General features: G+C 75.5%; 29 protein-coding genes and 1 pseudogene. 7 read left to right on the top strand and 23 right to left on the bottom strand.

What is annotated here, in order from left to right; genetic code table 11:
* Nucleotides 1-40 precede the first annotated feature (40 nt).
* The 4 genes from glnA to ACI79B_RS20545 form a co-directional block, all read right to left on the bottom strand.
* Nucleotides 41-1,381 (bottom strand): type I glutamate--ammonia ligase, encoded by a 1,341-nt coding sequence (glnA, locus tag ACI79B_RS20560; RefSeq protein WP_456930379.1) that lies wholly within the window; start codon nucleotides 1,379-1,381, stop codon nucleotides 41-43.
* 115 nt (nucleotides 1,382-1,496) lie between these two features.
* Complete coding sequence (locus ACI79B_RS20555) at nucleotides 1,497-2,729, bottom strand: NAD(P)/FAD-dependent oxidoreductase (RefSeq protein ID WP_456930378.1); 1,233 nt, start codon at nucleotides 2,727-2,729, stop codon at nucleotides 1,497-1,499.
* 34 nt (nucleotides 2,730-2,763) lie between these two features.
* Nucleotides 2,764-3,444 (bottom strand): GTP cyclohydrolase I FolE, encoded by a 681-nt coding sequence (gene folE, locus ACI79B_RS20550; protein WP_456930377.1) that lies wholly within the window; start codon nucleotides 3,442-3,444, stop codon nucleotides 2,764-2,766.
* 58 nt (nucleotides 3,445-3,502) lie between these two features.
* Nucleotides 3,503-4,192, bottom strand: coding sequence for a helix-turn-helix transcriptional regulator (locus ACI79B_RS20545; RefSeq protein ID WP_456930376.1), 690 nt, complete (start codon nucleotides 4,190-4,192; stop codon nucleotides 3,503-3,505).
* A 179-nt stretch (nucleotides 4,193-4,371) separates the two neighbouring features.
* Between ACI79B_RS20545 and ACI79B_RS20540 the strand changes: the two genes are divergently transcribed.
* Nucleotides 4,372-5,199, top strand: a complete 828-nt coding sequence (locus tag ACI79B_RS20540) for a slipin family protein (RefSeq protein WP_456930375.1) — start codon at nucleotides 4,372-4,374, stop codon at nucleotides 5,197-5,199.
* Nucleotides 5,200-5,202: 3 nt separating this feature from the next.
* Here the strand turns inward: ACI79B_RS20540 and ACI79B_RS20535 are convergent, their stop codons facing one another.
* Complete coding sequence (locus ACI79B_RS20535; protein WP_456930374.1) at nucleotides 5,203-5,646, bottom strand: hypothetical protein; 444 nt, start codon at nucleotides 5,644-5,646, stop codon at nucleotides 5,203-5,205.
* A gap of 88 nt (nucleotides 5,647-5,734) precedes the next feature.
* Between ACI79B_RS20535 and ACI79B_RS20530 the strand changes: the two genes are divergently transcribed.
* Both ACI79B_RS20530 and panB read left to right on the top strand, forming a co-directional pair.
* Nucleotides 5,735-7,567 (top strand): NAD+ synthase, encoded by a 1,833-nt coding sequence (locus ACI79B_RS20530; protein ID WP_456930373.1) that lies wholly within the window; start codon nucleotides 5,735-5,737, stop codon nucleotides 7,565-7,567.
* The gene (gene panB, locus ACI79B_RS20525; RefSeq protein WP_456930372.1) at nucleotides 7,564-8,394 is read left to right on the top strand and encodes a 3-methyl-2-oxobutanoate hydroxymethyltransferase; all 831 of its coding nucleotides are present in this window, start codon (nucleotides 7,564-7,566) and stop codon (nucleotides 8,392-8,394) included. Before ACI79B_RS20530 ends, panB begins: the two co-directional genes overlap by 4 nt.
* On the opposite strand, the gene ACI79B_RS20520 is transcribed toward panB, so the two are convergent.
* Nucleotides 8,395-8,769 carry a DUF2784 domain-containing protein gene (locus tag ACI79B_RS20520; protein ID WP_456930371.1) on the bottom strand — a complete coding sequence of 125 codons (375 nt, stop codon included), beginning with the start codon at nucleotides 8,767-8,769 and terminating at the stop codon, nucleotides 8,395-8,397. It abuts the gene before it with no gap.
* A gap of 74 nt (nucleotides 8,770-8,843) precedes the next feature.
* On the opposite strand from ACI79B_RS20520, the pseudogene ACI79B_RS20515 reads away from it, so the two are divergent.
* A pseudogene (locus ACI79B_RS20515) lies at nucleotides 8,844-9,200 on the top strand (nucleotide disphospho-sugar-binding domain-containing protein); the annotation flags it as partial.
* A gap of 30 nt (nucleotides 9,201-9,230) precedes the next feature.
* Here ACI79B_RS20515 and npdG read toward each other — a convergent pair.
* From npdG to ACI79B_RS20500, 3 genes are all read right to left on the bottom strand, one after another.
* The gene (gene npdG, locus ACI79B_RS20510) at nucleotides 9,231-9,932 is read right to left on the bottom strand and encodes an NADPH-dependent F420 reductase (RefSeq protein ID WP_456930370.1); all 702 of its coding nucleotides are present in this window, start codon (nucleotides 9,930-9,932) and stop codon (nucleotides 9,231-9,233) included.
* A gap of 101 nt (nucleotides 9,933-10,033) precedes the next feature.
* Nucleotides 10,034-10,216 (bottom strand): hypothetical protein, encoded by a 183-nt coding sequence (locus ACI79B_RS20505; protein WP_387989058.1) that lies wholly within the window; start codon nucleotides 10,214-10,216, stop codon nucleotides 10,034-10,036.
* An 88-nt stretch (nucleotides 10,217-10,304) separates the two neighbouring features.
* Entirely contained in the window at nucleotides 10,305-10,775 is a 471-nt protein-coding gene (locus tag ACI79B_RS20500; protein WP_456930369.1) for a cupin domain-containing protein, read from the bottom strand.
* A gap of 123 nt (nucleotides 10,776-10,898) precedes the next feature.
* On the opposite strand from ACI79B_RS20500, the gene ACI79B_RS20495 reads away from it, so the two are divergent.
* Complete coding sequence (locus tag ACI79B_RS20495) at nucleotides 10,899-12,068, top strand: diguanylate cyclase (protein ID WP_456930368.1); 1,170 nt, start codon at nucleotides 10,899-10,901, stop codon at nucleotides 12,066-12,068.
* Between the two features lie 49 nt (nucleotides 12,069-12,117).
* Nucleotides 12,118-13,440 carry a M24 family metallopeptidase gene (locus ACI79B_RS20490; RefSeq protein WP_456930367.1) on the top strand — a complete coding sequence of 441 codons (1,323 nt, stop codon included), beginning with the start codon at nucleotides 12,118-12,120 and terminating at the stop codon, nucleotides 13,438-13,440.
* Between the two features lie 413 nt (nucleotides 13,441-13,853).
* On the opposite strand, the gene ACI79B_RS20485 is transcribed toward ACI79B_RS20490, so the two are convergent.
* The 7 genes from ACI79B_RS20485 to ACI79B_RS20455 form a co-directional block, all read right to left on the bottom strand.
* Complete coding sequence (locus ACI79B_RS20485) at nucleotides 13,854-14,366, bottom strand: hypothetical protein (protein WP_456930366.1); 513 nt, start codon at nucleotides 14,364-14,366, stop codon at nucleotides 13,854-13,856.
* Between the two features lie 193 nt (nucleotides 14,367-14,559).
* Complete coding sequence (locus ACI79B_RS20480; protein ID WP_456930365.1) at nucleotides 14,560-14,985, bottom strand: ChaB family protein; 426 nt, start codon at nucleotides 14,983-14,985, stop codon at nucleotides 14,560-14,562.
* A gap of 29 nt (nucleotides 14,986-15,014) precedes the next feature.
* The gene (locus ACI79B_RS20475) at nucleotides 15,015-15,476 is read right to left on the bottom strand and encodes a cupin domain-containing protein (protein ID WP_456930364.1); all 462 of its coding nucleotides are present in this window, start codon (nucleotides 15,474-15,476) and stop codon (nucleotides 15,015-15,017) included.
* Between the two features lie 31 nt (nucleotides 15,477-15,507).
* The gene (locus tag ACI79B_RS20470) at nucleotides 15,508-15,888 is read right to left on the bottom strand and encodes an acyl-CoA thioesterase (protein WP_456930385.1); all 381 of its coding nucleotides are present in this window, start codon (nucleotides 15,886-15,888) and stop codon (nucleotides 15,508-15,510) included.
* Between the two features lie 26 nt (nucleotides 15,889-15,914).
* Nucleotides 15,915-16,145, bottom strand: coding sequence for a hypothetical protein (locus ACI79B_RS20465; protein WP_456930363.1), 231 nt, complete (start codon nucleotides 16,143-16,145; stop codon nucleotides 15,915-15,917).
* A 10-nt stretch (nucleotides 16,146-16,155) separates the two neighbouring features.
* A complete protein-coding gene (locus ACI79B_RS20460; protein WP_456930362.1) occupies nucleotides 16,156-16,413 on the bottom strand; it encodes a DUF2795 domain-containing protein in 258 nt (85 codons plus the stop codon).
* 14 nt (nucleotides 16,414-16,427) lie between these two features.
* Complete coding sequence (locus ACI79B_RS20455; RefSeq protein WP_456930361.1) at nucleotides 16,428-17,561, bottom strand: baeRF2 domain-containing protein; 1,134 nt, start codon at nucleotides 17,559-17,561, stop codon at nucleotides 16,428-16,430.
* Between the two features lie 138 nt (nucleotides 17,562-17,699).
* Here ACI79B_RS20455 and ACI79B_RS20450 point away from each other — a divergent pair, with 138 nt between their 5' ends.
* Nucleotides 17,700-18,044: a hypothetical protein gene (locus tag ACI79B_RS20450; RefSeq protein ID WP_456930360.1), complete on the top strand. Its 345-nt coding sequence runs from the start codon at nucleotides 17,700-17,702 to the stop codon at nucleotides 18,042-18,044.
* Nucleotides 18,045-18,102: 58 nt separating this feature from the next.
* On the opposite strand, the gene ACI79B_RS20445 is transcribed toward ACI79B_RS20450, so the two are convergent.
* Genes ACI79B_RS20445 through ACI79B_RS20415 form a run of 7 tightly spaced genes read right to left on the bottom strand, consistent with a single transcriptional unit; the run spans nucleotide 18,103 to nucleotide 24,761 of the window.
* Nucleotides 18,103-18,999 carry a type II secretion system F family protein gene (locus ACI79B_RS20445; RefSeq protein ID WP_456930479.1) on the bottom strand — a complete coding sequence of 299 codons (897 nt, stop codon included), beginning with the start codon at nucleotides 18,997-18,999 and terminating at the stop codon, nucleotides 18,103-18,105.
* The gene (locus ACI79B_RS20440; RefSeq protein WP_456930478.1) at nucleotides 18,999-19,940 is read right to left on the bottom strand and encodes a type II secretion system F family protein; all 942 of its coding nucleotides are present in this window, start codon (nucleotides 19,938-19,940) and stop codon (nucleotides 18,999-19,001) included. Before ACI79B_RS20440 ends, ACI79B_RS20445 begins: the two co-directional genes overlap by 1 nt.
* The gene (locus tag ACI79B_RS20435) at nucleotides 19,940-21,385 is read right to left on the bottom strand and encodes a CpaF family protein (protein ID WP_456930477.1); all 1,446 of its coding nucleotides are present in this window, start codon (nucleotides 21,383-21,385) and stop codon (nucleotides 19,940-19,942) included. The genes ACI79B_RS20440 and ACI79B_RS20435 overlap by 1 nt, the downstream gene beginning before the upstream one ends.
* Complete coding sequence (locus ACI79B_RS20430; RefSeq protein WP_456930476.1) at nucleotides 21,382-22,572, bottom strand: AAA family ATPase; 1,191 nt, start codon at nucleotides 22,570-22,572, stop codon at nucleotides 21,382-21,384. The genes ACI79B_RS20435 and ACI79B_RS20430 overlap by 4 nt, the downstream gene beginning before the upstream one ends.
* On the bottom strand, nucleotides 22,569-23,381 hold the full coding sequence (gene cpaB / locus ACI79B_RS20425; protein ID WP_456930475.1) for a Flp pilus assembly protein CpaB: 813 nt from the start codon (nucleotides 23,379-23,381) through the stop codon (nucleotides 22,569-22,571). The genes ACI79B_RS20430 and cpaB overlap by 4 nt, the downstream gene beginning before the upstream one ends.
* Before the next feature lie 10 nt (nucleotides 23,382-23,391).
* Nucleotides 23,392-24,378, bottom strand: coding sequence for a pilus assembly protein TadG-related protein (locus ACI79B_RS20420; protein WP_456930474.1), 987 nt, complete (start codon nucleotides 24,376-24,378; stop codon nucleotides 23,392-23,394).
* The gene (locus ACI79B_RS20415) at nucleotides 24,366-24,761 is read right to left on the bottom strand and encodes a TadE/TadG family type IV pilus assembly protein (protein ID WP_456930473.1); all 396 of its coding nucleotides are present in this window, start codon (nucleotides 24,759-24,761) and stop codon (nucleotides 24,366-24,368) included. Before ACI79B_RS20415 ends, ACI79B_RS20420 begins: the two co-directional genes overlap by 13 nt.
* Nucleotides 24,762-24,821: the final 60 nt, after the last annotated feature.

Raw genomic sequence — 24,821 nt, 5'->3', positions numbered from 1 at the left:
GCTCGGCACGGGCCCCTGCGACGAGGCCGTTCCAAGCGGGTCACAGACCCGGCAGGTAGCGCTTGAGCTCGAAGGGCGTCACGTTCTGCCGGTAGGAGTTGAACTCCTCCCACTTGTTGCGCAGGAAGAACTCGAAGACGTGCTCGCCGAGGGTCTCCGCGACCAGCTCGCTGCCCTGCATCGCGGTGAGCGCCTCGCCGAGGGAGACCGGCAGGTCCTCGTAGCCGGCGGCGCGGCGCTCGGTGTCGGTCAGCGACCAGACGTCGTCCTCGGCCTCCGGCGGCAGCTCGTAGCCCTTCTCGATGCCGCGCAGCCCGGCGGCCAGCAGCACCGCGAAGGTCAGGTACGGGTTGCACGCGGAGTCCGGCGAGCGGACCTCGATCCGCGCCGACTGGCCCTTGTTGGGCTTGTAGGAGGGCAGCCGCACCAGCGCCGAGCGGTTGGCCCGGCCCCACGTGGCCGCCGTCGGCGCCTCGGTGCCGGCCAGCAGCCGCCGGTAGGAGTTGACCGTCTGGTTGGTGACGGCGGTGTACTCGCGGGCGTGGGTGAGCAGGCCCGCGATGAACTGGCGCCCGGTGGCCGACAGCCGGATCGGGTCCGACGGGTCGTGGAAGGCGTTGCGGTCGCCCTCGAACAGCGACACGTGGGTGTGCATCGCCGAGCCCGCCAGGTCGGTGAACGGCTTGGGCATGAACGTCGCGTGCACGCCCTGGGCCAGCGCGACCTCCCGGACGACGTGCCGCAGCGTCATCACGTTGTCGGCCATCGACAGGGCGTCGGCGTAGCGCAGGTCGATCTCCTGCTGGCCGGGGGCGACCTCGTGGTGGCTGAACTCCACCGAGATGCCCATCGCCTCGAGCGCGAAGACCGCCTCGCGGCGGAAGTCGTGCGCCACGTTGTGCGTGGACAGGTCGAAGTAGCCGCCGGTGTCGGCCGGCTCCGGCGGCCGCCCGTCGGTGGGCAGGTCCTTGAGCAGGAAGAACTCGACCTCGGGGTGGGTGTAGAAGGTGAAGCCCATGTCGGCGGCCTTCGACAGCGCCCGGCGCAGCACGTGCCGCGGGTCGGCCCACGACGGCGACCCGTCGGGCAGCGTGATGTCGCAGAACATGCGCGCGGTGTCGCTGGGCTGGCCCTTGGTCGCGGGCATCACCTGGAACGTGCCCGGGTCGGGCTTGGCGAGCATGTCCGACTCGTAGACGCGCGCGAAGCCCTCGATCGCCGAGCCGTCGAAGCCGATCCCCTCGGCGAAGGCCGCCTCGATCTCCGCCGGCGCCACGGCGACCGCCTTGAGGTAGCCCGAGACGTCGGTGAACCACAGCCGCACGAAGCGGATGTCGCGTTCCTCCAGGGTGCGCAGGACGAACTCCTGCTGTCGGTCCATGCTGGCCATGATCGGGTCCGCTCGTTTCGTCGCCGTGTCGTCCGTGCACAGCCTGCCCGGTCCGGGCGCCGGGCACACCGGTGGGGCGCCCCCCGTCGCCCCGTGTCGCCGGCGGCTAGGCCGGCGGTCCGACGACGAGCGACTCCAGCGGCGCGTCCGGGTCGGTGAGCGCGGCGGCCGGCACCCGCTGGCGGCTCCGGATCAGCGCCTGGAGGGGCCCGGTGACGTCCCAGACGTCCACGTTCATCGCCGCGGTGACGCGACCGTCCGACGTCCAGAAGGCGATGAACCCCCCGTCCTCCGGATCGCCGCGGCAGACCACCGTGTCCCCGGGCGCGCCCAGCCCGGAGTACTCCATCCCGAGGTCGTACTGGTCGGTGAAGAAGTAGGGCACGCGGTCGTAGCTGACGTCCTGGCCGAGCATCGACCGCGCGGCGGCCGGGCCCTGGTGGAGCGCGTTGGCCCAGTGCTCCACGCGGACGTACCGGCCGTAGAAGGGGTGGAACGACGACGCGACGTCGCCGGCGGCGAACACGTCGGGCGCGGAGGCCCGCAGCGCGTGGTCGGTGACCACCCCGTTGTCGACCTCGAGGCCCGCGGCCGCCGCCAGGTGCGTGTCCGGCACGACACCGATGCCGACGACGACCAGGTCCGCGGACAGTCCCACGTCCCGGTCGGTCACCACCGAGGTGACCCGGCCGCCGGCTCCCCGGATCTCGCGCACGGTCGTCTCGGTGAGCAGGTCGACGCCGTGCCGCCGGTGCAGGCGGGCGAAGACCTCCCCCATCCGCTGCCCCAGCACCGCGTGCAGCGGCGTGGGCTGCGGCTCGACGACGGTCACCGCGTTGCCGTGGGAGCGGGCGGCAGCCGCCACCTCCAGCCCGATCCACCCGGCGCCCACGACCACGACCTGCCGTCCGCCGCCGGTCAGGTCGGCGGTCAGGCGGTCGGCGTCGGCCAGCGTCCGCAGGTACCGGACCCCGTCGAGGTCCGCGCCCGGGACGGGCAGCCGCCGGGCCTGCGCGCCGGTGGCCAGCAGCAGCCGCGCCCAGGTGAGCTCCTCGCCGGTGTCCAGGGTCAGCCGGTGCCCGGCGGGGTCGAGCGCGACGGCGCGCACGCCGGGCCGCAGGTCGACGTCGTGCTCCTCGTACCAGCCGGGCGGGAGCACCTGCGCCGCCTCGCGGGGTGCGGTGCCGAGCAGGTAGCCCTTCGACAGCGGCGGCCGCTCGTAGGGGACCTCGGGCTCGGCCGCGACCAGCACGACGCGGCCCTCGAAGCCCTCCGCGCGCAGGGTCTCGGCCGCCCTGGCACCGGCCAGGCCGCCACCGACCAGGACGAACGTCTCCATGGTCCTCAGCTCCTCCGCATCCGGTCCGGACCGATCACGCCGGGCTGCCGGTCCGCGCGAGGGAGAAGAACTCCCCACGGGACCGGGCGTCGTCGCGCAGCACGCCGTGCAGCGCCGAGGTGGTCGTGCGCGCGCCCGCCGCCCGCACGCCCCGCAGCGACATGCACAGGTGCTCCGCCTCGATGACCACCCCGACGCCGCGGGGGGCCAGGTGCTCCTGCAGCCAGTCGGCCACCTGCTGGGTCAGCCGCTCCTGCACCTGCAGGTCGCGGGCGAAGAGGTCGAGCACCCGGGCGAGCTTGGACAGCCCGAGGATCCGGTCGCCGGGCACGTAGCCGACGTGGGCCACCCCGGTGAAGGGCAGCAGGTGGTGCTCGCACAGCGAGCGGACGGGCAGCGCGGTCGCGAGGACGAGCTCGTCGTACCCCTCGTCGTTCGGGAAGGTCGTCAGGTCGAACTGGGGACCGGTCAGCATCTCGGCGAAGGAGTCCACGACCCGGCGCGGGGTCTCGGCCAGGTGCGGCGACCGCGGGTCGCGGCCCAGGGCGGCGAGCAGGTCGGCCACCGCCCGCTCGGCCGCCGGCACGTCGACGGCGCCCCGCTCGCGGACCACCCGGAGCGGCACCGGCCGTTCGCCCGCGGTGGTGGTGGCGGCGCCGGCGAGCGGGCCGCCGTCGGGAGACGCGGTGCGGGAGCGGCTCGTCTGGAGGGTCATGGCGCTCTCCTTCTAAAGACAACGACAGTTAGAAGTAGAGACCTGCCCCACACCCCTGTCAATCGCCCCCGGCGTCGCGGGCGGCGGACTCCAGCCGCACGCAGCAGGCGCCCGGAGCGGGGCGCAGGGACGCGACCAGGCCCGCGTCCGGGACGCCCTCCAGGACCCCCTCGACCAACCGCAGGTTCATGCCGCACACCAGGTCGGTGTGCCGCTGGGCGAGGGCGTGGAACGGGCAGTTGGCCAGCGCGACCTCCCCGCCGTCGGCCCGCGGCTCGAAACCGTGCTCCTCGAGCACGCGCAGCGCGGCGCCCGGACCGGAGCCCCCGGCCTCCGCGGCCAGCTCCCGGCCGCGACGGGACGCCCGCCGGCCCAGCACCGCGGCCGGCCGCTCCCCCGACCGCTCCGCCTCGGCCACCGCCGCGGCGAGCAGGTCGCCGGCCAGGTCGTAGCGCCGCTCCGGGAGGGACACCGACACCGGGGACTCCGCCCGCCGGTAGAGCTTGGCGGGGCGCCCGGCACCCGGGCCGCTGCGGCCGGACCGCCGCTCGTAGTGGACGTCGAGCAGGCCGTCGGCGACGAGCCGGTCCAGGTGGAAGGCCGCGGTCGGCCGGGGGACGCCCGCGGCGCCGGCCACGTCGTCGCGGCTCAGGGGGTGCGCGGCGCGGACGACGTGCTCGTACAGCCGGCGCCGGGTCGGCTCCGCCAGGGCCGCGACCGCGGAGACCGCGGCGTCCCGGTCCGTCATGGCCCGATTCTAGGACCAACGAACGTTGTCGGAACAGGCTCGAGCGTGGTGGCGGACCGCGGAACGGATCCGGCTCCGGGGCGATGCCGCAGCGGTTCAATGAGGGCACCGCTCGGCGGAGGTCCCGGCCACGGGCGCGACCCGCGCGCCCCGCCCGGACGCCGACGGTGGAGGACGCGATGGACGTCGTTCTCGTGATCGCCCTGGTCGCGCTCGCGCTCCTGCTGGTCCTGGCGGCCGGCAGCGTGCGGGTGGTGACGCAGTACGAGCGCGGGGTGGTGCTCCGGCTGGGGCGGCTGCTCGGCGAGCCCCGGCCGCCCGGCCTGACCCTCATCCGGCCCGGCGTCGACCGGCTGCACAAGGTGAACGTGCAGGTGGTCACCCTGCCGGTCCCCGCCCAGGAGGGCATCACCCGGGACAACGTGACGGTCAAGGTCGACGCGGTCGTCTACTACCGGGTGTTCGACCCGGTGCGGGTCGTCGTCGACGTGCAGAACTACCAGGCGGCGATCGCCCAGGTCGCCCAGGCGTCGCTGCGGTCGATCATCGGCAAGAGCGACCTCGACGACCTGCTCTCCAACCGGGAGCGGCTCAACCAGGGCCTGGAGCTGATGCTGGACTCCCCCGCCGTCGACTGGGGCGTGCACATCGACCGCGTCGACATCAAGGACGTCGCGCTGCCGGAGTCGATGAAGCGGTCGATGTCCCGCCAGGCGGAGGCCGAGCGCGAGCGCCGGTCGCGGGTGATCACCGCCGAGGGCGAGCTGCAGGCCTCGCAGAAGCTGGCGCAGGCCGCCGGGGTGATGGCCGCGCAACCGGCCGCGCTGCAGCTGCGCCTGCTCCAGACGATGGTCGAGGTGGCCGCGGAGAAGAACTCCACCGTCGTCCTGCCGTTCCCGGTGGAGCTGCTGCGCTTCCTGGAGCGCGCGGCGCCACCACCGGCCCCCGCGGAGGTGCCCTCGCCGCGGCCGTCGAACGGCGCGGTCGTGCCCCCCGACGGTCGCTGAGGCTCAGCCGGGGAACGGCGCGGCGCGGTCCGCACGGAGGCCGTCCGGGTCGTCGTCCCGCGCCGGCGGGTCGGCGCCCAGCCGGGCGACGTGCTCCGGTCCCGGCTGCGGCAGCGCGGCCGCGCCCGCGGCCGGGCGGGGCCGCGGGCGGCGCGGGACGGACACGCCGGCCCCGCCGCCGCGCCCGCGGTAGACCAGCAGGCCGGCGACCGGGTCGGGGACGGCGTCCAGCGCGGCGCGGACGGCGGGCAGCGCCCGGAACCGCTCCAGCCGCTCGTCGTCGGGGAAGGCGACCTCCAGCACCACGCCCCAGCGGGTGTCGTGCCACTCCCAGTACACGGCGCCGCCGGTGACCGCGGCCTCGACGAGGCCGTCCTCGTGCGCCCGGCGCCAGGTCGACGCCGGCTCTCCCCCGTCGAGCACCTCGACGGTGAGCCACTCGGCCACGGCGGTCACGCTAGGCCGGTCCCCGGGCGGAGTCCACCTCCCCGTGCCCGGTCTGGCCGGTCCCGGGGGCCGGTTGTTGGATGGGACCGTGACGGTGCAGCTGAGAGTCGCGATGGCCCAGGTCGACACCCGCGTCGGCGACCTGGAGGGCAACGCCGCGCTCGTCGTCGAGTGGGCGCGGAGGGCCGCCGGCGACGGCGCGCACCTCGTCGTCTTCCCGGAGATGACGCTCACCGGCTACCCCGCCGAGGACCTCGTGCTGCGCGAGTCCTTCGCCCGCGCCAGCGAGCAGGCGCTCACCGACCTCGCCGCCACGCTGGACCGGCAGGGACTGGGCGAGCTCGCCGTCGTCGTCGGGTACCTGGCGCACACCGAGGGCCCGGCCTCGATCGACACCGCGCCGAGCGACGAGGAGACCCTCGACGAGGAGCGGCCCGGCGACGCCAACCCGCGCCGCATCCAGCCCCGCAACGCCGCCGCGCTGCTGCACGGCGGGCGGGTGGTGGCCCGCTACGCCAAGCGGCACCTGCCCAACTACGGGGTCTTCGACGAGGCCCGCTACTTCGTGCCGGGCTCGGAGCTCGCGGTGGTGCGCTTCCGCGGCGTCGACGTCGCGCTGACCATCTGCGAGGACCTCTGGGTCGAGGGCGGGCCGTGCGGCGTGGCCGGGCGGGCCGGCGTCGACCTCGTCGTCTCCCCCAACGCCTCCCCCTACGAGCGCGCCAAGGACGACCTGCGGCTGCCCCTGGTCCGCCGCCGCGCCGCCGAGGCCAACGCGCCGATCGTCTACTGCAACCAGGTCGGCGGGCAGGACGAGCTGGTCTTCGACGGCGACTCGCTGGCCGTCTCCGCCGACGGCGAGCTGCTCGCCCGCGCGCCGCAGTTCGTCGAGCACCTGCTCTGCGTCGACCTCGACCTCGACCCGGCCCGGGTGCCCGAGCGGCGGGAGGGCCGGGTCGGGCCGATGACGGTCACCCGCACCGTCCTCTCCGAGGAGCCGGTGCCGGCCTTCGCGCCGCGGCCCGGCTCCGTCGCCGAGCCGCTCTCCGACTGCGAGGAGGTCTGGCGGGCGCTGGTGCTGGGCCTGCGCGACTTCATCGACAAGAACGGCTTCCCGTCGGTGGTCTTCGGCCTGTCCGGCGGCATCGACTCGGCGCTGGTGGCCGCGCTGTCGGTGGACGCGCTCGGCGCCGACCGGGTGCACGCCGTCGCGCTGCCCTCGCGGTGGTCCACGGAGCACTCGCTGGCCGACGCCGAGGACAGCGCCCGGCGGCTGGGCCTGCACTTCTCCACCGTGCCGATCGCGCCGATGGTCGACGCCTTCGAGTCACAGGTCGAGCTGTCCGGGACGGCGGCGGAGAACCTGCAGGCGCGCATCCGCGGCACGCTGCTCATGGGGCTGTCCAACCAGCACGGCCACCTGCTGCTCGCCACCAGCAACAAGAGCGAGGTCGCCGTCGGCTACTCGACGCTCTACGGCGACGCCGCCGGCGGGTTCGCCCCGATCAAGGACGTGCCCAAGACCCTGGTGTGGGAGCTGGCCCGCTGGCGCAACGCGCACGCCCGCGACCGCGGCGAGACCGAGCCGATCCCGCAGAACTCGATCGACAAGCCGCCGTCGGCGGAGCTGGCGCCCGGCCAGAAGGACAGCGACTCGCTGCCCTCCTACGAGGAGCTCGACGCCGTCATCGCCGACTACGTCGACCGCGACCTCGGGATGGCCGAGCTGCTCGACCGCGGCCACGACCCGGAGGTCGTGGCGCGGGTGCTGCGGCTGGTCGACGTCGCGGAGTTCAAGCGCCGCCAGTCCGCGCCCGGGACGAAGATCAGCCTCAAGGCGTTCGGCCGCGACCGGCGGCTGCCCATCACCAACCGCTGGCGGGAGAGCCTGCCCAGCGTCCGCGAAGGAGCCCAGGCATGAGCGAGTCGGTCCTCTACGGCGGGACGTCGACCGCCCGGGTGCGGATCCACCACCTGCAGCAGGCGAAGGAGCGCGGCGAGCGGTGGGCCATGCTCACCGCCTACGACACCTACAGCGCGCAGGTGTTCGAGGAGGCCGGCATCCCGGTGATGCTGGTCGGCGACTCGGCCGGCAACGTCGTGCTCGGCCACTCCTCGACCGTGCCGGTCACCGTCGAGGACCTGCTGCTGATGACCAAGGCGGTCACCCGCTCGACGAAGCGGGCGCTGATCGTGGCCGACCTGCCCTTCGGCTCCTACGAGGCCTCGCCACAGCAGGCGTTCGCCACCTCCGTGCGGATGATGAAGGAGGGCGGCGCGCAGGCGGTCAAGCTCGAGGGCGGGGTGCGGGTCGCGCCGCAGATCCGGATGCTCACCGAGAACGGCATCCCGGTGATGGCGCACGTCGGCTTCACGCCGCAGAGCGAGCACGCCCTGGGCGGGTTCCGGGTGCAGGGCCGGGGCGCGGGCGCCGAGCAGCTGCTGGCCGACGCGCACGCCGTGCAGGAGGCCGGCGCGTTCGCCGTCGTCCTGGAGATGGTGCCCGCCGCGATCGCCGCCCAGGTGACGAAGGAGCTGTCCATCCCGACGATCGGCATCGGCGCCGGGCCCGACTGCGACGCCCAGGTGCTGGTGTGGCCGGACATGGCCGGGCTCAACGGCGGCCGGGTGCCGAAGTTCGTGAAGAAGTACGCCGACCTGCGGGCCGAGCTGCTGCGCGCGGCCCGCGAGTACGCCGACGAGGTGCACAGCGGCGTCTTCCCCGGCCCGGAGCACTCCTTCGACTGATCAGGCCCGGCGGCCGCCGACCGTGCGCCGGGCCCGCGCCAGGAGCAGCCCGTAGCCGACGGCGTTGAGGCCCAGCGCGACGGTGTAGACGCCCACCTGGACGCCGGCCGAGCGCACGTCCAGGCCGAGCGGGCCGAACAGCACGTGGCCCAGGAAGCCGTCGGCGTAGGGCGCGGCGCCGGCCCGCTCCCGCAGCGCGAGCTCCAGCGTGGTGAGCGGGCACGGCGCGCCGGCCAGGTTGACCGCCAGGACGCCGAGCGCCACCGGGGCGTGCAGCCACACCAGCCGCGGCCACCGGAGCGCGAGCAGCGCGCCGGTGAGCATGAACAGGACGACGGCCGCGTGCAGGACCGCCACCGCGCTCGCGAGCAGCACGGCCCCATCCTCGCCGCCGGCCGGCCGCGGCGGAACGACTTCCGCGCGGCGGCGGGCGGGACCGGCCTGACCGCGTGCGCGTGCTGGTCGTCGCCTCCCCGCTGACTGGCCACGTCCTGCCGCTGGTCCCGCTCGCCCTGGCCCTGCGCGACGCCGGCGCCGGGGTGGTCGTGGCCACGGCCGGCGGCGCGGGCACGGTCCTGACCGCGCTGGCCGCGGGCGTGCCGCAGCTCGTGGTCCGCGGCGCCGGCGACCGCCGCACCAACGCCGACCCGGTGGCCGCGCGGGGCGCCGGCCTCGCCGTCGAGCCGGGTGGGATCACCCCGGCGCTGCCGGAGCGGCTGGTCGCCGACCCCGCCCTGGCCGCGGCCGCCCGCGAGGTGGCCGCCGGGATCGCCGCGGTGCCCGCCCCGGCCGACGTCGTCCCGGGCCTGCTGGCGCTGGCGGGGCGGCGAGCGGGCTCAGACGTCGGTGACGCGGATGCCGGCGTGCGCCTTGTACCGGCGGTTGACCGAGACCAGGTTGATGGTCAGCGCCTCGACCTGGCGGGCGTTGCGCAGCCGGCCGGCGTAGATGCCGCGCATCCCGGGCAGCCGCCCGGCCAGCGCCTGCACCTGGTCGGTGGCCGCCCGCACGTCGCCGACGACCATGACGTCGCCGTCGAGGGTGGGCCTCGACAGGTCCTCGAGCAGCACCGCCGACAGGTGGTGGAACGCGCCGACGACGTGCGAGTCGGGCAGCAGCGCCGCCGCCTGCTGGGTCACGCTGCCCTCCTCGACGTCGAGCACGTAGGCGCCCAGCTCGTCGAAGCCCATCGGCACCACGCAGTCGACGACGACCTTCCCGGCCAGCGGGCGCGCCAGCTCCGCGAGCGTGTCGGCGTGCCCGGCGTAGGGGACGGCGACGATCACCAGGTCGGCCGCACCCGCGACGTCGAGGTTCGACCCGCCCTGCACCGAGACCTCGCCCCCGCCGGCGGCCGCGGCCCGCTCGGCCACCTGCGCGGCCACCTCGCGGGCGCGGTCGGCGTCCCGGGACCCGAGCAGCACCCGCTGCCCCACGGCGGCCAGCCGGACGGCGAGCCCGCGCCCCTGCGGGCCGGTCCCGCCCAGCACCCCGACGACCAGCTCCTCGACGGGACGGCTCTCCGCTGCGGTGGTCACGCTGCCTCCTCCCGGGCACCGGCGGGTCCGGCACACCGGGCCCGATCATGCCGGGCCGGTCGGGAGCGCCCGGTCAGCAGGGGGCGGTCAGCAGGGGCCGGTCAGCGGCCCTCCCACTCCCGGTCCTCCTGGTCCAGGCGCTCGTTGCGCTCGGCCACCGACTGCAGCGCGTGCTCGGCCTCCTCGCGCGTGGCGTAGGGCCCGAGGCGGTGCCGCTCGGCGCAGCCGTCCCGGGTCTCCACGGTGTGGTGCTTCAGGCAGTAGAACCACGGTCCCTCGGCCACGTGCGCCTCCTGTCAGCCGGTCCCCACGTGCTGGGGACACCCGATCACGTCATGCCCCCGAACGGGGTCGCCACGCTCGCCGCGGTCGTCACTCCTCGACCATCACCTGGTCGTGCCGCGCGTAGAAGGCGGTCATCTCCTCCGGGGACGGCCGCAGCCCGCTCCGGCGCATCTCCGCCATCTCGGCGAAGAACGACTCCCGCGCGATGCCGGGGGTGAACAGGATGAGGAAGGACGCCGGCTCGTCGGAGTCGTTGCGGAAGCCGTGCACGCCCCGCTCGTGGGCCAGCGCGAAGTCGCCGGGCCGGCACGGCTGCCAGCGCCCGCCGGCGTAGAGCGTCAGCTCGCCGGAGAGCACGTAGAAGGACTCGGAGAACGTCTGGTGGAAGTGCGGCGCCGCGCCCGCCGACCGGGGGCCCAGCCGGTACTCGACCAGCCCGAACCGGCCGGCGGTGGCCGCGCCCGGCGCGACCATGCGCAGCGCGGCCGCGCCGGCCTCGGCGAGCGGGTGGTCGGCCAGCGGGCGGACGTCGACGAGGCCGGGATCCGGGTGCGACATGCGGGCAGCCTGCCAGCGACGGCGCCGCGCCGCCGCCCCTGCGCCGCACGCCCGGTCCCCCGGGTGGTGGGGCGCCGCGCCGCGGACCTCCCGCGACGCCGCCCCGTGCGGCATCCTGCGCCGGTGACCTCCGTCCGGCCGCCCGACCGCGACGCCCCGACGTCGGACGACGTGCTCGGGCCCGGCGGTCCCGAGAACCGGGTCGCCGCGCTGCTGCTCGCCGTCCTGCTCGTCGTCGGCGGCCTCACGGGCCTGGTCAACCTGGCCCTGGACGGCGTCGTCCGCGAGGGCGCCACGGGCGTGACCTACGGCGCCACGATGGCCGCCTGCGTGCTCGCCGCGGTGCCGCTGATCGTGCGCCGCCGCGTCGGGCTGTGGCAGACCTTCGGCCTGGTGCTGCTCGGCGACCTCGTCTACGCCGTCGTCGCGCTGTGCATCGAGGACCCGGTGCGCTACGCGACGCCGCTGATGCTGCTGTTCCCCTCGGTGGTGGCCGCGTGGTTCCTGCGGCCGTGGATGCTCGGCGTGCACATGGCGGTCACGCCGGTCGCCGTCGCGGTGGCGGTGCAGCACAGCTACGCGAGCACGGTCGGGCTCGCCGTCCAGGTGGCCGTCTCCGCCGGGATGCTCGACCTCGTGGCGGTCGGCGTGCACCTGCTGCGCCGCCGGGAGCGGCGGCTGCTGGCGGCCACCGAGGCGCAGTCCCGCCGCGACCCGCTCACCGGGCTGGCCAACCGCCGGCACCTGGTCGAGGAGGCCTCCCGGATCTGGCGGCAGGCCCGCCGCGAGGGGCTGCGGGTCGCCGCGATGGTCATCGACCTCGACCACTTCAAGCAGGTCAACGACCGGCACGGGCACGCCGCCGGCGACACCGTGCTGCTGGCCGTCGCCGAGGCGCTGGCCGACACCGTGCGGCCCAGCGACGTGCTCGCCCGCATCGGCGGGGAGGAGCTGGTGGTCCTCGGCCTGGTCGGCGACCCCGGCGAGGCCGCGCACCTGGCCGAGCGGCTCCGGCTCGCGGTGCGGGCCACCCGGGACCGGCACGGGCACGCGGTGACCGCCTCGATCGGCGTCGCGCTGACCCGGCCGGCCGACGGCGAGGACGCCACCGGCGCGCTGTGGCGGCTGGTCGACCGGGCCGACGCGGCCATGTACCGGGCCAAGCAGGCCGGCCGGGACCGGGTGGCCACCGTCGCGCCGCCGCTGCCGCGGCCCACCCCGCCCGGCGAGCGGCTGGACCCGCCGACGGTCCCGGGGGCCGCGCGGCCCGGCGCGGCGCCCACCGGGGCCTGACCTCCCGTTCCACCGGGTGCGGGCGGCGGTTCTCTGCTTCCCTGTCCCCATGACGCTGGTCGTCCCGGACCCGACGCGGACGGTGCCGTTGCCGCGGCGCGAGCAGGCCGACGTCCGCGACCGGTGGCTGACCCAGCGGCTGCTCGACCTCCTGCCCGGCCTGATGGACCGCGCCGGCATCGACCTGTGGCTGGTCGTCGGCCGCGAGGGCGGCGAGGACCCCGTGCTGCCCACCCTGCTGCCGGCCAGCTGGCTGTCGGCCCGGCGGCTGGTCGTCCTGGTCCTGCACCGCAGCGACGACGGCGTCACGCCGGTCGCGGTCTCCCGCTACCCGGTCGGCCAGTTCCTGCCCGGCTGGGCCCCCGGCGACGACGGCGGCGCCGGTGACGGTGGCGACGACGAGGACGCGCAGTGGGCCGCGGTGCGGCGGATCGTCGCCCAGGCCGCGCCGCGGCGGATCGGCGTCGACGTGTCGGCCGGGTGCCCGCTGGCCGACGGGCTGTCGGTGGCCGAGCACCGGCGGCTCACCGCGGCGCTCGGCGACCTCGCCGGCCGGCTGGTCTCCGCGGAGGACCTCGTCGTCGGCTGGCTGGAGACCCGGCTGCCCGAGGAGGTCGCCGCCCTCGACGCCCTGGCCCGGTACACCGACCGGGTGCTGGCCGAGGTCCTCTCCTCCGACGTGCTCGTCCCGGGTGTCAGCACGGCGGCGGACCTGGCGTGGGAGGTGCACGAGCGCATGGCCGGCCGGGGCGTGCCGCCGTGGTTCCACCCCGGGGTCACCGTGCAGCGGGCCGGCGTGCCGCTGCTCGCCGACGGCGGGGTGGAGCTGCCGGCCGTGCCGCAGGACGCCGTCCTGGAGCCCGGCGACCTGGTGACCTGCGACGCCGGGCTGAGCAGCCTCGGCCTGGCCACCGACCTGCAGCGCAGCGCCTACCTGCTGCGCCCCGGGGAGGACGGCCCGCCGGCGGGGCTGCGGCGGGCGTGGGCGGCGGGGCGCCGCGCGCAGGAGCTCACCGCCGCGGCGCTGGTGCCGGGGCGGACCGGCAACGAGGTGCTCGCCGCCGCCCGGGCCGCGCTGGCCGCCGAGGGCCTGGAGGCCGACGTCTACTCCCACCCGGTGGGCGTGCACGGCCACGGCGCCGGGCCGGTCGTCGGCAGGTGGGACGACCAGCGGGGCGTGCCCGGCGAGGGCGACCGCGTGCTGCACCCGGACACCGTGTTCGCCCTGGAGCTCGCCGTCCGGGTGACGGTGCCGGAGTGGGGCGGCCAGTGCCTGCGGCTGGCGCTGGAGGAGGAGGTCGTCCTCACGTCCGCGGGCCCGGCACCGCTCGGGTCCCCGCAGCGCGAGCTGTGGGTCGTCCCCGCGACCTGAGTCAGCGGCGGGGCAACCGCCGGCGCGCCCGCAGCAGCAGCTCGCCCGGGCGCGGCACCGCCCGGGCCGCGCGGCTCGGCGAGCTGGGGGTCACCGCCTGGCCGGCGTGCGCGCCCGAGTACCGGCACGGCGGCCTCCGCGGCGGCCACGTGCCCGAGGTGGTTCACCTCGGTGACGGGCGGGACTCGGCCGTCGTCGTTCCCTGGACGCCCCCACCTGAGATGGGGTCCCAGGTGCCGGCCCGCCCGAGGCGCTCTGCTCGGCGGCCGCGACGAGAGCGTTCGCCGCGGCGTCGTTCGCGATGGCAGAGAAGGACGGTCTTCGCGCCGCGGCCCGGCGAGCGCAGGCGACCGTGGCGTTCCGGTCCCCCGCCAGGGGCCGGCTCGCTCGCGGCCCCTGGCGGCCGGCCCCGGTCAGGGGCCGAGGGCAGTGCAGAGCTCGCCGACGATCTCCGGCTCCAGCACGTCGAAACGCCCGTGGTACTCGGCCGACAGGAGTTCATCGGTCTCGGGGTCGATGACGAGCACCCACAGTCCGATGGCGTGGGCGCCACCGTGGATCTTCAGGTGGATGCCGGTACCGAACACGGTCAGCGTGCCGTCGGGGTCGACCGTGATCCGGTCCATGCCCCGGTCGGCAGTCGTGACGGTCCCGCCGGGGCCGGTGAGGGTGTTGGTGAAGCTGGGATGGCCGACGGCCCGCACGAACTCCCCGTTCCGGTCGAGGTGCACGGTGAGCCGGAAGTGTCCCTTGGCGGAGCTGGTCACGTCGAAACCGCAGGCATCGCTCAGGAAGTCGTCCCGTTCGACCACGGCCGGGTCGAAGGTCACGTTCTCCACGCGCTCAGGGGGCACCGCCGCAGCCGGAGTGGCGACCGCGAACACGCAGGCGCCGGCGGCCAGGGGGACGAACAGGCGACGCTTCATCGGATCACCTCGTCGGGACGGCGTGGTGGCCTCGTCGGGCCAGGGCCGCCAGAGCGTGCTCGTCCTCGCGCCAGGAACGGCGCTCGCCATCCCCGGCCGTGCTGGACCGGCTCGGACCCGCGGCTCGTCGGCACGCTCCGTGCCTGGTCAGGCCCGTGCGCGTCCCGCAGCGGGGCCGGTCGCCGTCCCCGCGCTAGTGCTCGCGGGCCTTGGCCGTCGCCCGGTCGCTGGCCTTCCTGATCGCGTCGACCAGCTCGTCCTTGGTCATCGACGAGCGGCCGTGGACGTCGAGCCGCTTCGCGAGGTCCATCAGGTGTTCCTTGGTGGCGTTGGCGTCGACGCCGCCCCTGGTCTCCCGGTCGGTGTCCGCGCCGCCCTCGGCCCGGGGGTCGCTGGGCCCCTTGTGGTCCTTGGGCTCCCAGTGGTCGCCGACCTTCTCGTGGGTGTGCTTGACCGCCGCCCACGCCACCCGGTTGGCCCGCTGCTCGTCGCCGTCGTAGTTCTCGACGGCGGAGTCGTGGGCCTTGGCGAAGGTGCGCTGCGCCTTCTCGTCCGAGCGCTGCAGGGTGCTGGGGATCTCGTCGGCCTTCGCGTCCCCGCTCCTCGTCGTCTTGGGCATGCCGGCGCAGGTACCCGCGGGTGGGGCGGTCAGTCGTCGGGGCCGAGCCAGGTGACGCCGTGCTCCCGGGAGGCCCGCCGGTAGGCCTCGTCGAACGAGCCGCCGGTCGCGCTGGCCTCGGCGAGGGTGCGGAAGAAGCCCTCGAAGCCGGCCGGGGACGTCATGCACAGCAGCCGGCCCTCGCCGGGCACCACCCGCCGGTGGGAGTGCGGGACGCCGCGCGGGAGGAACAGCGTCCCGCCCGGGCCGACGGTGAACTCCTGCTCGCCGCACACGAAGACGTGCTCGCCCTCGATCACGTAGTACAGCTCGTCGGTGTCCCGGTGCACGTGCCGGGAGGTGTCCAGGATCGGCGTCTGCTCCTCGAACAGGGTGAAGGCCCCGGCCGTGGTGTCCGCGGACGCGCGGACGACGATCGTCGTCCCCCAGAAGACCAGCCGCTCCCCGCCGTCGTGGTCCCGGGCGAAGGGCGGCGCGGCGGTCTCGGCCATGGCGGGACGCTACGCCGGAGGGCGGCCGGCGTCAGCGTCCCGCGGCGCCCCGCGGCTCCACCAGCCAGCGCGACCAGTGCGCCCGCTGCGCCTCGGTCAGCGGCGCCGAGGCGTCGGCGGCGTAGTCGAAGTTGACCAGCACCATCTCCGCGCGCAGGGCCACCTCCCCGTCCTGGGTGAGCTCCTGGCACATGCCGATGGAGCTGCGGCCCAGCCGGGTGATCGACGTCGACACCGTCAGGTGCTCCCCGATCCGGTAGTGCACCTGCCGCAGGTAGTCGACCTCCAGCCGGGCGAGGATGATCCCCCCGCCCGGCGTGGGGTCGACCATGGCCAGCCGGGCGTCCTCGAGCAGGCCGAGGACGCGGGCGTGGTTGACGTGCCCGTAGACGTCGGTGTCGGACCAGCGCAGCTGGACCGGGTGCTCGTGCCGCTCGCTCAGGGCAGGTCCGCCGTCTCCGCGGACTGGCGGTGGGCGCCCTGGGCGTCGTCCGGGTCGGGGTGCAGGGTGCGCTCCTCCGACTCGGCGAGGATCACCTCGGCGGCCACCTCCTCCATGCCGCTGCCCTTCATGCCGGCCTCCTCGGGGAGCAGGTCGGCGCGGGTCTCGACGTTGTGCTCGGTGACGTTGGCCAGGGCCTCCGGGCTCGGCTCCTTGTTCGTGGTCACGCGGACCTCCTCAGAAGCGCTGCTGCTCGGTGCCGATGCCCAGCGCGCGGGCGACGTCCTGGACGTTCTCGAACGTCTGCCCGGCGGGGAGCCGGCGCAGGTCGGCGAGCACGCGGTCCTCGGCGTTGGACTCCTCGGCGCGGGCCACGAGCGCGTCGCGGTCGGCCGGCCACACCTCCTTGCCGAGCGTCTCGGCGATCGCGGCGCGGCGGTCGACGTCGGCCGGGCTGGTGCCGGCCGGGGTGCCCTCCTGGTGCGGGTCGCTCATCGGGTCAGCCTCCGTCACTGGGGGGTCGGGGTGGAGTCGTCGGTGTAGCGCAGGATCGCCGCGACCGGGATGTCGCCGGGCACGGCGGCCCGCGGCACGACGACGACGCCCGCGGTGCTCGCCACGGCGGCGGCCAGCAGCGCGCGCTCGGCGGGGACCGACTGCGCCTCCTGCACGCCGAGGGCGTCCATGTCGGCCCGGTCGATGCCGAGCTCCAGCGGGGAGGCGCCCACGAGCAGCTGCTCGTCGTCGGCGGGGTCGGCGAGGACGAGCGTCTCCACCTGCGCCTTGCGCAGCGCCTCGACGACGTTCGCCGTCCCGGTGACGGCCAGGCCGTGGGCGCCGGCGGAGCTGATCTTCTCGACGGCGTCGGCCTCGTCCCGCGCCTCGTGCTCGGCGACGAGCTCGGCGGCCTTCCGCTCGACCGGCTCGCGGTCGGCGCCGGCGGCCCGGCCGCCCTCGTCGATGGACACGATCAGGTCCGACCACAGCCCGCTGGCCCGGTCGGTGAGGATCTGGCGGGCGCGCATGTCGCCGGCGAGCAGCACGAACCGCGGCTGGTGGCGCCGGACGACCGAGGCGACGTGCTCGGCGACGTCGTCGGCGTTGTGCACCCACTTGTTCTCGGCGTTGTGCTGGTACCGGTGGTGGGCCCAGCCGCCGCCCTGGAACTTGCGGATCTGGAAGGTGTCGCCCTTCACCGTCTCCTCCTCCTCGGCGTGGCCGGGGAGGCTCGCGACGGTGAGGTCGGCGCCGGTGCGGTCGGTGAGGACGACGACGTGCGGGACGCGTCCGGGCAGCGCGCGCAGCACCGGCAGCAGGTCCGGCTGCGGCGACCACTCGGCGAGCTCCTGGCGCGGCACGTCGGCGAGCTGGGAGTCGAAGACGACGGTGCCGTCGGCGGCGACGACGACCGCGCGGCCGCGGATGGTGCCCGCCTCGCCGCCGTCGTTGCCCTCCAGCAGCCGGCCGCGGACCGCCTCGACGACCGCCTCCGGCGCGCCCTGCTCGGTGAGCCTCTCGGCGACCGCGCGGACGCGGAGGTCGAGCTCGGTGTCGGCGTTCTCGGTGGTGTGCGTGACGTCGGCGGTCACGGTGGCGAAGGGACCTGCGGCCTGGAAGACCGGTGCCAGGAAGGACACGTCCATGGGGTGGGGACCACTTCCTCTGTGCTGATCGGTGGCGGGTCGGCGCCCGCTGCGGGACGCGCTCCGCTCGCCGCCTACCCACCGACCCGAGTGCCACACACCGTGTCGGATCCGGGAGGCGCGGGTAGGCGGTCCCGCATGACCGAGCACGACCAGCTGCCGCTGCCCGACTACGACCACCTGCCGGTGGAGGGACTGATCTCGCGCATCCGCACGCTGGACGCCACCGGCCTGCAGACCGTGCTCGACTACGAGCGGGCCCACGCCGACCGGCTGCAGGTGGTCACCGCCATGGAGAACCGGCTGCGGTCGCTGCACGAGGGCGCCCAGCCCTCCGGCGGCGACCCGGCGTCCCCGGCGGCCGACGACCCGGTGCACGCCTCCGCGGGCTCGAAGGTGTCCGAGGCCACGACCGGCCCGGCGATGAACCCGCCGTCGCAGGGCGACCCGACCAACCCGGCCCAGCCCCGCTCGACCGGCTGACCTCCCTCCGATCCGACGGCGGCCGCGCACCCCACCGGGTGCGCGGCCGCCGCGGCGCTCAGCTGAAGGCGTCGACGATGTCCATGGCGGCCGGGCCCAGCAGCACGACGAACAGGACCGGCAGGATGCACAGCATCAGCGGGAAGATGACCTTGACCGGGATCTGCATGGCCTTCTCCTCGGCCCGCTGCCGGCGCTTGAGCCGCATCTCCTGCGCCTGCGTGCGCAGCACGTCGGCGATCGAGACGCCGTAGACGTCGGCCTGCACGACGGCCCGGATGAACCGTCGCAGGTCCTCCACGCCGGTGCGCTCGGCCAGGGCGAGGTAGGCCTCGCGGCGGGGCTGGCCCACGCCGATGTCCTGCAGCGTGCGCACCAGCTCCTCGGCGAGCGGGCCGCGCCCGTTCCGCCCGGCCCGGGCCATCGCGGCCTCGAAGCCGAGACCGGCCTCCACCGCGATGGTCATCTGGTCGAGGGTGTCGGCCAGCTCCAGCCCGATGGCCTGCTGGCGCTCCTGGCCCCGGCTGTACAGCAGCAGCTCCGGGACGACGTAGGCGACGGCCGTCGTGGCGAGGGCCATGAGCACGGTGAGCGGTCCCGGACGGCTGCTCACCACCAGCAGCCCGAGCGCCGCGGCGATCGCGGCCAGCACCAGCTTGGCGGCGACCAGCCGGGGGACGGGCCAGGCCGCCGGCCGCCCGGCCGCGCCGGCCATCCGGTCCAGCCGGGCCACCGTGCCCGCCGGTGTCAGCACCGAGACCAGCCGGCCGAGCGGTCCCGGGCGGGTCCGGGCGGTCCGCGGGCCGGCGCCGGCCACGTCGAGCCCGCGGGTGAGGTTGGCGCGGGACCGGGCGGCGGCGTCCTCCGGACGCGCGAACAGCGCCCAGCCGAGCAGGGGCACGCCGAGGGCCACGGCCAGCGTGGCGGCGAGGACGGGAGCGGGGACGGTGGTCATCAGAACCGGATCGCCACGGTCTTCTTGAGCCACAGCCCGCCGACGACCAGCAGGCCCGCCGACACGGCGATCATGACCCAGCCGGCCAGGGACTCGGTGAACGCGGAGAGGTAGACCGGGTTGGTCACCGTCAGGAAGGCGACGATGCCGACCGGCAGGGCCATGAGCACCCAGGCCGACAGCCGGCCCTCGGCCGACAGGGCCTTCACCTGACGGCGGATGGCGTTGCGCTCGCGGATCGTGTGGCCGACCGTGTCGAGCACCTCGGCCAGGTTGCCGCCGACCTCCCGGTGGATGGCGATGGCCTGGGCGGTCCAGCGGAAGTCGTCGCTGTCCACCCGCGCGGCCACCTCGTCGAGCGCGACGCCGAGGTCCCGGCCCACCCGCGTCTCGTTGACGATCCGGGCGAACTCCTCGCCGATCGGGGCCGGCGCCTGGTCGGCCACCGCGTCCACCGCGCGCAGCAGGCTGTGCCCGGCCCGCAGGCTGCTGGCCATCAGCTGCAGCGCGTCGTCGAGCTGGTCGGCGAACCGGGCCTGCCGCCGGCCGGTCCGCAGCCGGACCAGCACGTGGGCACCCACCGGGGCGAGCAGCGCGAGCAGCAGCCCGGCGAGCACGCCCCCGAGCAGCCACCCGAGCGCACCGACGACGAGCGTGACCAGGCCGGTGAGCAGCACCAGCTCGGACAGGCCCATCGCGATGCCGGCCCGCTCCAGGGCGGCCGTCCCGGCCGCGACCCCGCCGCGCCGCGCGATCACCTGCTCGACGCCGCCCGAGGCCTGCGCGGCCACCTTCGACAGCAGGGTCGGCGGCGGCGCGACCGACGGGTCCAGCCGGGCCAGCGGCACCCGGCGCGGGCCGGCGGGCACCACGCCGAGGGCCAGGACGGCCAGCCCGCCGGTCACCAGCACCAGCCCGAGCAGCAGCAGCGCCGGGGACATCAGGCCCACCGCCGCGCGTGCACCGGCTCGGGCGTGCCGAACACCGCCGGGGAGACCCGGATCCCGAGCTCCTCGAAGCGGTCGGTGAACCGCGGCCGGACGCCGGTCGCGACCGGCTTGCCGAGGAACCGGCCCGAGGGGTCGACGCCGGCCGAGTAGTCGAACAGGAACGCGTCCTGCAGCGTGACCGTCTCCCCCTCCATGCCCTGCACCTCGGTCACGTGGGTGACCCGGCGGGTGCCGTCCCGCAGCCGGGTCAGCTGGACGACGACGTCGACGGCCGAGGCGATCTGCTCGCGGATGGCCCGCAGCGGCAGGTCCATGCCCGCCATGAGCACCAGGGTCTCCAGGCGCGCGATGGCGTCGCGCGGCGAGTTGGCGTGCACCGTCGACAGCGAGCCGTCGTGGCCGGTGTTCATCGCCTGCAGCATGTCCAGCGACTCACCGCCGCGGCACTCCCCGACCACGATGCGGTCGGGGCGCATCCGCAGGCTGTTGCGGACCAGGTCGCGGATGGTGATCGCGCCCCTGCCCTCGATGTTGGGCGGGCGCGACTCCAGGCGGACGACGTGCTCCTGCTGCAGCTGCAGCTCGACGGCGTCCTCGATGGTGACGATCCGCTCGCCCTCCGGGATGAACGACGACAGCACGTTGAGCAGCGTCGTCTTCCCGGTGCCGGTACCGCCCGAGACGATGATGTTGAGCCGGGCCTCTACGCAGGCGTGCAGCAGCTCGGCCATCTCCGGGCTGAGCGTGCCGAAGCCGATGAGGTCGTCGACGCCGAAGGGGTCCTTCGAGAACTTGCGGATGGTCAGCGTCGACCCGGAGAAGGCCAGCGGCGGGATGATCGCGTTGACCCGCGAGCCGTCGGCCAGGCGCGCGTCCACCATGGGCGAGGACTCGTCGATCCGGCGTCCCACCTTGGAGACGATCCGGTCGATCACCCGGCGCAGGTGCTCCTCGGAGGTGAACCGGGCGGCGCTGCGCACCAGCTTGCCGCCCTGCTCGACGTAGACCATCTCCGGGCCGTTGCACATGATCTCGGTGACCGTCGCGTCGTCGAGCAGCTTCTGCAGCGGGCCGAAACCGAGCACGTCGTCGGCCAGCTCCGCAGTCAGCCGGGCCCGCTCGTCGGGCGAGAGCGGCACCTTCTCCTCGTCGACGACGGTGTCCAGCTCGCCGAGGACGATGCCGCGCAGCGCGTCCTCCGACAGCGACGGGTCGTTGAGCCGCGCCCCCATGCGCTCGAACAGCGCCTTGGCGACGCGGTCCTTGAGCCGGGTGAGGGCGTCGGTCGGGGGCGCCGGGGCGACCGGGGTCACGGGCCGGGGCGCCGGGACGACCGGCGGCGTCGCCGCGGGCGTCGGCTTCTGCAGCGCGACCGGCGCGGGCGCCGGCTCGGCCGGCCGGCCCTTGGCGGCGGCGAGGCGGGAGGCGAGGTTCACGACGCCGCCCGGTGCTTGGCGCGGTAGCGGCCCGGCTTGACCAGCGGGGTGGCGGCGAACCGGGAGACCAGCCGGCGCAGCTCCTTGGCCGCCGGGTCCTTGCCGTGGCTGGCGAGGATCGGCACGCCCTGGTTGGTCGACGCCGGGACCGCGGGCGACCGCGGGACGACGACGTCGACCCCGGTGCCGATCGCGGACTCGACGTCGCGCTGCGACAGCCCGTTCTTCGGGTCGGCCATGTTCATGACCACGTGCCGCCCGGCCGGGATCATGCCGAGCTCGCCGAGCACCTGCACCTCCTTGCGCAGACCGCGGACGCCGGGCACGTCCATGCTGCTCAGCAGGACCACGTCGGTGGCCCCGTCGATGGCGGCCAGCGTCTGCTCCGACAGCCCCGGTGCGGTGTCGACGACGACGTAGCGGAACTCGCGGGCCAGGGCGTGGAGCAGTCGGCTCACGTCCTCGGCGGTCACCGTATCCCCGGCGGCCGGTGACTCCGACCCGCAGACGGCGAACAGCCCGCTGGGGTGCTGGGTGAGGAAGGTCTTGAGGACCATGGTGTCCTGGCTGGCCGGGCCGTGGACGGCGTCGGGCAGCGTGTACTCGGGCACCAGGCCGAGCGCGGAGGCGACGTCGCCGAACTGCACGTCGAGGTCGACGAGCACGGTGCCCTGCGGCGCCGCGGTGGCCAGGCCGACGGCGAGGTTGGTCGCCACCGTCGTCTTGCCGACGCCGCCCTTGGGCGAGGCGACGGTGATGACCCGGCCGGTGAACCGGGCGGTCTCCTCCAGCGGGCGCAGCACCCGCCGCCGGTCGGCGGCGGCCGCGCCGGCGCGCTCGACGGCCGCGGCGAGGTCGGCCGGCTCGGCGCGCGGTGGCACCAGGTCGCGGATGCCGGCCCGCATCGCCGCCTGCCACAGGTCCGGCGTGGGCTCGGCGACGAGGACGACGCTGATGCCGGGGCACTGCACGTCCAGCCGCGCGGCCAGGCTCAGCACCTCGTGCAGCGGCGCCAGCGGGCCGACGAGCAGGACGTCGGGCAGCTCGCCGTCGGTGAGCAGCTCGAACAGCCGGCCCGGGTCGCCGGGCAGCCGGCCGGGCGGCAGGACCTGGACGTCGCCGTCCGCGGCGGCCACGACCCGGGACCGGAGGTCGTCGTCGGCGCCGGCGAGCACGACGCGGCTCATTCGGTGGCCTCCGCGGCCACGGCGCCGAGCGCGGCGAGCAGGTCGCCGTAGACGTTGCCCTGGGTGACGACGCGAGTGCCGGACGTGTCGGTGCCCTCGCGCTCGAGCGCCAGCCACACGGTCGCGTGCTCCATGCCGAACACGACCCGCTCGGCGTCGCGGGCCGGCAGGGCCATCGTGACCATCAGGTTCCCCGTCGGGGCGACGCTGGTGGCCGAGGCGGTCTCCACGTCCCCGTCCTCGGTGCCGGCGGGCGCCGGGGCGCCCTGGACCTGGGTGACGAGGACGCCGTGCAGGGTGGCGTGCGTCGTGCCGATCTGCTCGTCCTCGGGGTCGGCGTCGATGTTGCCCTGCAGCTCCATCGAGATGTAGACGCCGATCTCGTCGCCGGCGGCCAGCCGGCCCCCGACCGCGCGCTGCGGCTCGAGGACCACGCTCACCTCCGACAGCCCCTCCGGCACCGGCACGGTGCCGGGCGCCTGCAGGTCGCCGGGTGCGGCGAACCGGCCGGCCAGCAGCTGCTCGCCGGGCTCGAGGTCCGCGGTGGCGACCTGGCCGGTGAGCTGGTCGAGGTCGGTCACCCGCCCCTCGACCGCCGCCTTGGCGGGCAGCACCTCGGTGCGGACCAGGTCGGCGACCTCCTCGGCCGGGGTGCCCTCGGGGATCGGCTGGTCCACCACGAGGACCTCGACCGTGCGCACCCCCGCGAGGGCGCGGGCGTCGGCGCCGCGCACGTAGGCCAGCAGCACCACGGTGCCGGCGGCCACGAGGACCAGCGCCGCGACGGCGGCGAGCAGTCGGCGTCTCACGGAAGGGCCCCTATCGGATCAGTCGGAGGATGGACGCGCCGAGGTCCGGGGCGTCGGTGCTGGTGTCGAAGGCGCCGGAGGCGTCGACGAAGCGGGTGAAGTAGCCGCGGATGCAGCGCTCCTCGCCCTTGCAGGGCGCACCGGAGTCGAAGAGCCCGCCGAAGTGGTAACCGGTGATCGTGAAGGCGGCGTAGCCGTAGACCTCGTACCAGGCGCCGCTGCCGGTGCCGCCGGACTCGTCGAAGATCGGCAGCAGCACGGTCCGGCCGACCAGGGCCGCGACGTCACCGACCGAGCAGCCCTGCGACGGGTTGTTGCCCGGCTCGGAGTCGAAGCGGTTGCCCATCCGCGTGGTCGCCTTGCAGGTGTTGCCGCCGTCGGACTGCAGCCATCCGAAGCCGCCGGGCACGAACATGCGCGAGGGGCCGGTGCAGCCGGTGTCGGACTTCTTGGGCAGCACGATGGTGCGTTCCGTGGTGCCCGAGGGCACGCCGCCGCCGGTCTGGGCCTGCCACTCGCACCAGGAGAAGATCAGCGGCAGCATGGCCGTCCCGCCGCTGGGCGCGCCCCAGGTGACGGTCGCCGTCGCCGAGACGGAACTCGCGTCGTGGCCGATGACCGGGGCGAACCAGTGCTCGCGGGGGGCGCTGCCGGTGACCGTCACGCGGGTGGGCCCGCTCTGCAGCAGCGGCGGGGCCGCGGTGGCCGCGCCGGCGCCGGCGGCGGCCTCGTCGTTGGCGTCGACCAGCTCCTGGGCGGTGGCCTGCATGTCGCCGCAGGCGCCGCGGGCGCAGTCGCGGGCCACGGCGAGGGCGGCGGCGTCGGCGGCGACCTGGAGGCGGGCCTTGTCGGCGTAGAGCGCGCCGACGTCGACGGCGATCGCGGTGAAGCCGAGCAGCGGGACGAGCAGGACGGACAGCAGCACGGCCACCGCGCCGCGCTCGCCGGTCAGCCGGCGCCGGAGGCGGGCCCGCAGCGGGCGGGTCAGCCGTTGCACCGCATGACCCCCGTCCCGGTCAGGTCGACGTCGGCGCCGAAGAAGCCGGTCAGGAAGGGCATGGGGTAGCTGATGGTCACCCGCACGTTGGCCGTGGTCGTCGCGGTCATCGGGCACGCGGCGGGCGTGATGGCGATCTGGGCGTCGGTGATCACCGGGTCGAGGGTGGGCGCGGCGTCGCGGACGGCGGCGCGGGCGGCGGCCGGGTTGCTCTGCAGCGCCATGACCCGGGCGCCCTCGCGGGCCGCCGCGGACAGGGTGCCCTGGACCTGGAAGGCGTGGCCGAACTCGACGATCCCGAGGACCAGGATCATCAGCAGGGGCACGATCAGCGCGAACTCGACGACGCTGGCGCCGCGCTCGCGGTGCAACCGCTTCCTCATGTCAGCCTCCCTCCCTGGACGCTGCGGCCGGGCGTCGTGGCGACTCGTCGTCGCCACGAC

This window comes from Geodermatophilus sp. SYSU D00879, from assembly GCF_054050375.1.
This window is presented reverse-complemented; position numbering and strand designations above follow the sequence as displayed.

What these genes read in the sequence shown, in the direction of transcription:
- glnA (WP_456930379.1), bottom strand. Translation starts at nt 1,381, where the DNA reads ATGGACCGACAGCAGGAGTTCGTCCTGCGCACCCTGGAGGAACGCGAC.
- ACI79B_RS20555 (WP_456930378.1), bottom strand. Translation starts at nt 2,729, where the DNA reads ATGGAGACGTTCGTCCTGGTCGGTGGCGGCCTGGCCGGTGCCAGGGCG.
- folE (WP_456930377.1), bottom strand. Translation starts at nt 3,444, where the DNA reads ATGACCCTCCAGACGAGCCGCTCCCGCACCGCGTCTCCCGACGGCGGC.
- ACI79B_RS20545 (WP_456930376.1), bottom strand. Translation starts at nt 4,192, where the DNA reads ATGACGGACCGGGACGCCGCGGTCTCCGCGGTCGCGGCCCTGGCGGAG.
- ACI79B_RS20540 (WP_456930375.1), top strand. Translation starts at nt 4,372, where the DNA reads ATGGACGTCGTTCTCGTGATCGCCCTGGTCGCGCTCGCGCTCCTGCTG.
- panB (WP_456930372.1), top strand. Translation starts at nt 7,564, where the DNA reads ATGAGCGAGTCGGTCCTCTACGGCGGGACGTCGACCGCCCGGGTGCGG.
- ACI79B_RS20500 (WP_456930369.1), bottom strand. Translation starts at nt 10,775, where the DNA reads ATGTCGCACCCGGATCCCGGCCTCGTCGACGTCCGCCCGCTGGCCGAC.
- ACI79B_RS20490 (WP_456930367.1), top strand. Translation starts at nt 12,118, where the DNA reads ATGACGCTGGTCGTCCCGGACCCGACGCGGACGGTGCCGTTGCCGCGG.
- ACI79B_RS20485 (WP_456930366.1), bottom strand. Translation starts at nt 14,366, where the DNA reads ATGAAGCGTCGCCTGTTCGTCCCCCTGGCCGCCGGCGCCTGCGTGTTC.
- ACI79B_RS20480 (WP_456930365.1), bottom strand. Translation starts at nt 14,985, where the DNA reads ATGCCCAAGACGACGAGGAGCGGGGACGCGAAGGCCGACGAGATCCCC.
- ACI79B_RS20475 (WP_456930364.1), bottom strand. Translation starts at nt 15,476, where the DNA reads ATGGCCGAGACCGCCGCGCCGCCCTTCGCCCGGGACCACGACGGCGGG.
- ACI79B_RS20460 (WP_456930362.1), bottom strand. Translation starts at nt 16,413, where the DNA reads ATGAGCGACCCGCACCAGGAGGGCACCCCGGCCGGCACCAGCCCGGCC.
- ACI79B_RS20455 (WP_456930361.1), bottom strand. Translation starts at nt 17,561, where the DNA reads ATGGACGTGTCCTTCCTGGCACCGGTCTTCCAGGCCGCAGGTCCCTTC.
- ACI79B_RS20450 (WP_456930360.1), top strand. Translation starts at nt 17,700, where the DNA reads ATGACCGAGCACGACCAGCTGCCGCTGCCCGACTACGACCACCTGCCG.
- ACI79B_RS20445 (WP_456930479.1), bottom strand. Translation starts at nt 18,999, where the DNA reads ATGACCACCGTCCCCGCTCCCGTCCTCGCCGCCACGCTGGCCGTGGCC.
- ACI79B_RS20440 (WP_456930478.1), bottom strand. Translation starts at nt 19,940, where the DNA reads ATGTCCCCGGCGCTGCTGCTGCTCGGGCTGGTGCTGGTGACCGGCGGG.
- ACI79B_RS20430 (WP_456930476.1), bottom strand. Translation starts at nt 22,572, where the DNA reads ATGAGCCGCGTCGTGCTCGCCGGCGCCGACGACGACCTCCGGTCCCGG.
- ACI79B_RS20415 (WP_456930473.1), bottom strand. Translation starts at nt 24,761, where the DNA reads ATGAGGAAGCGGTTGCACCGCGAGCGCGGCGCCAGCGTCGTCGAGTTC.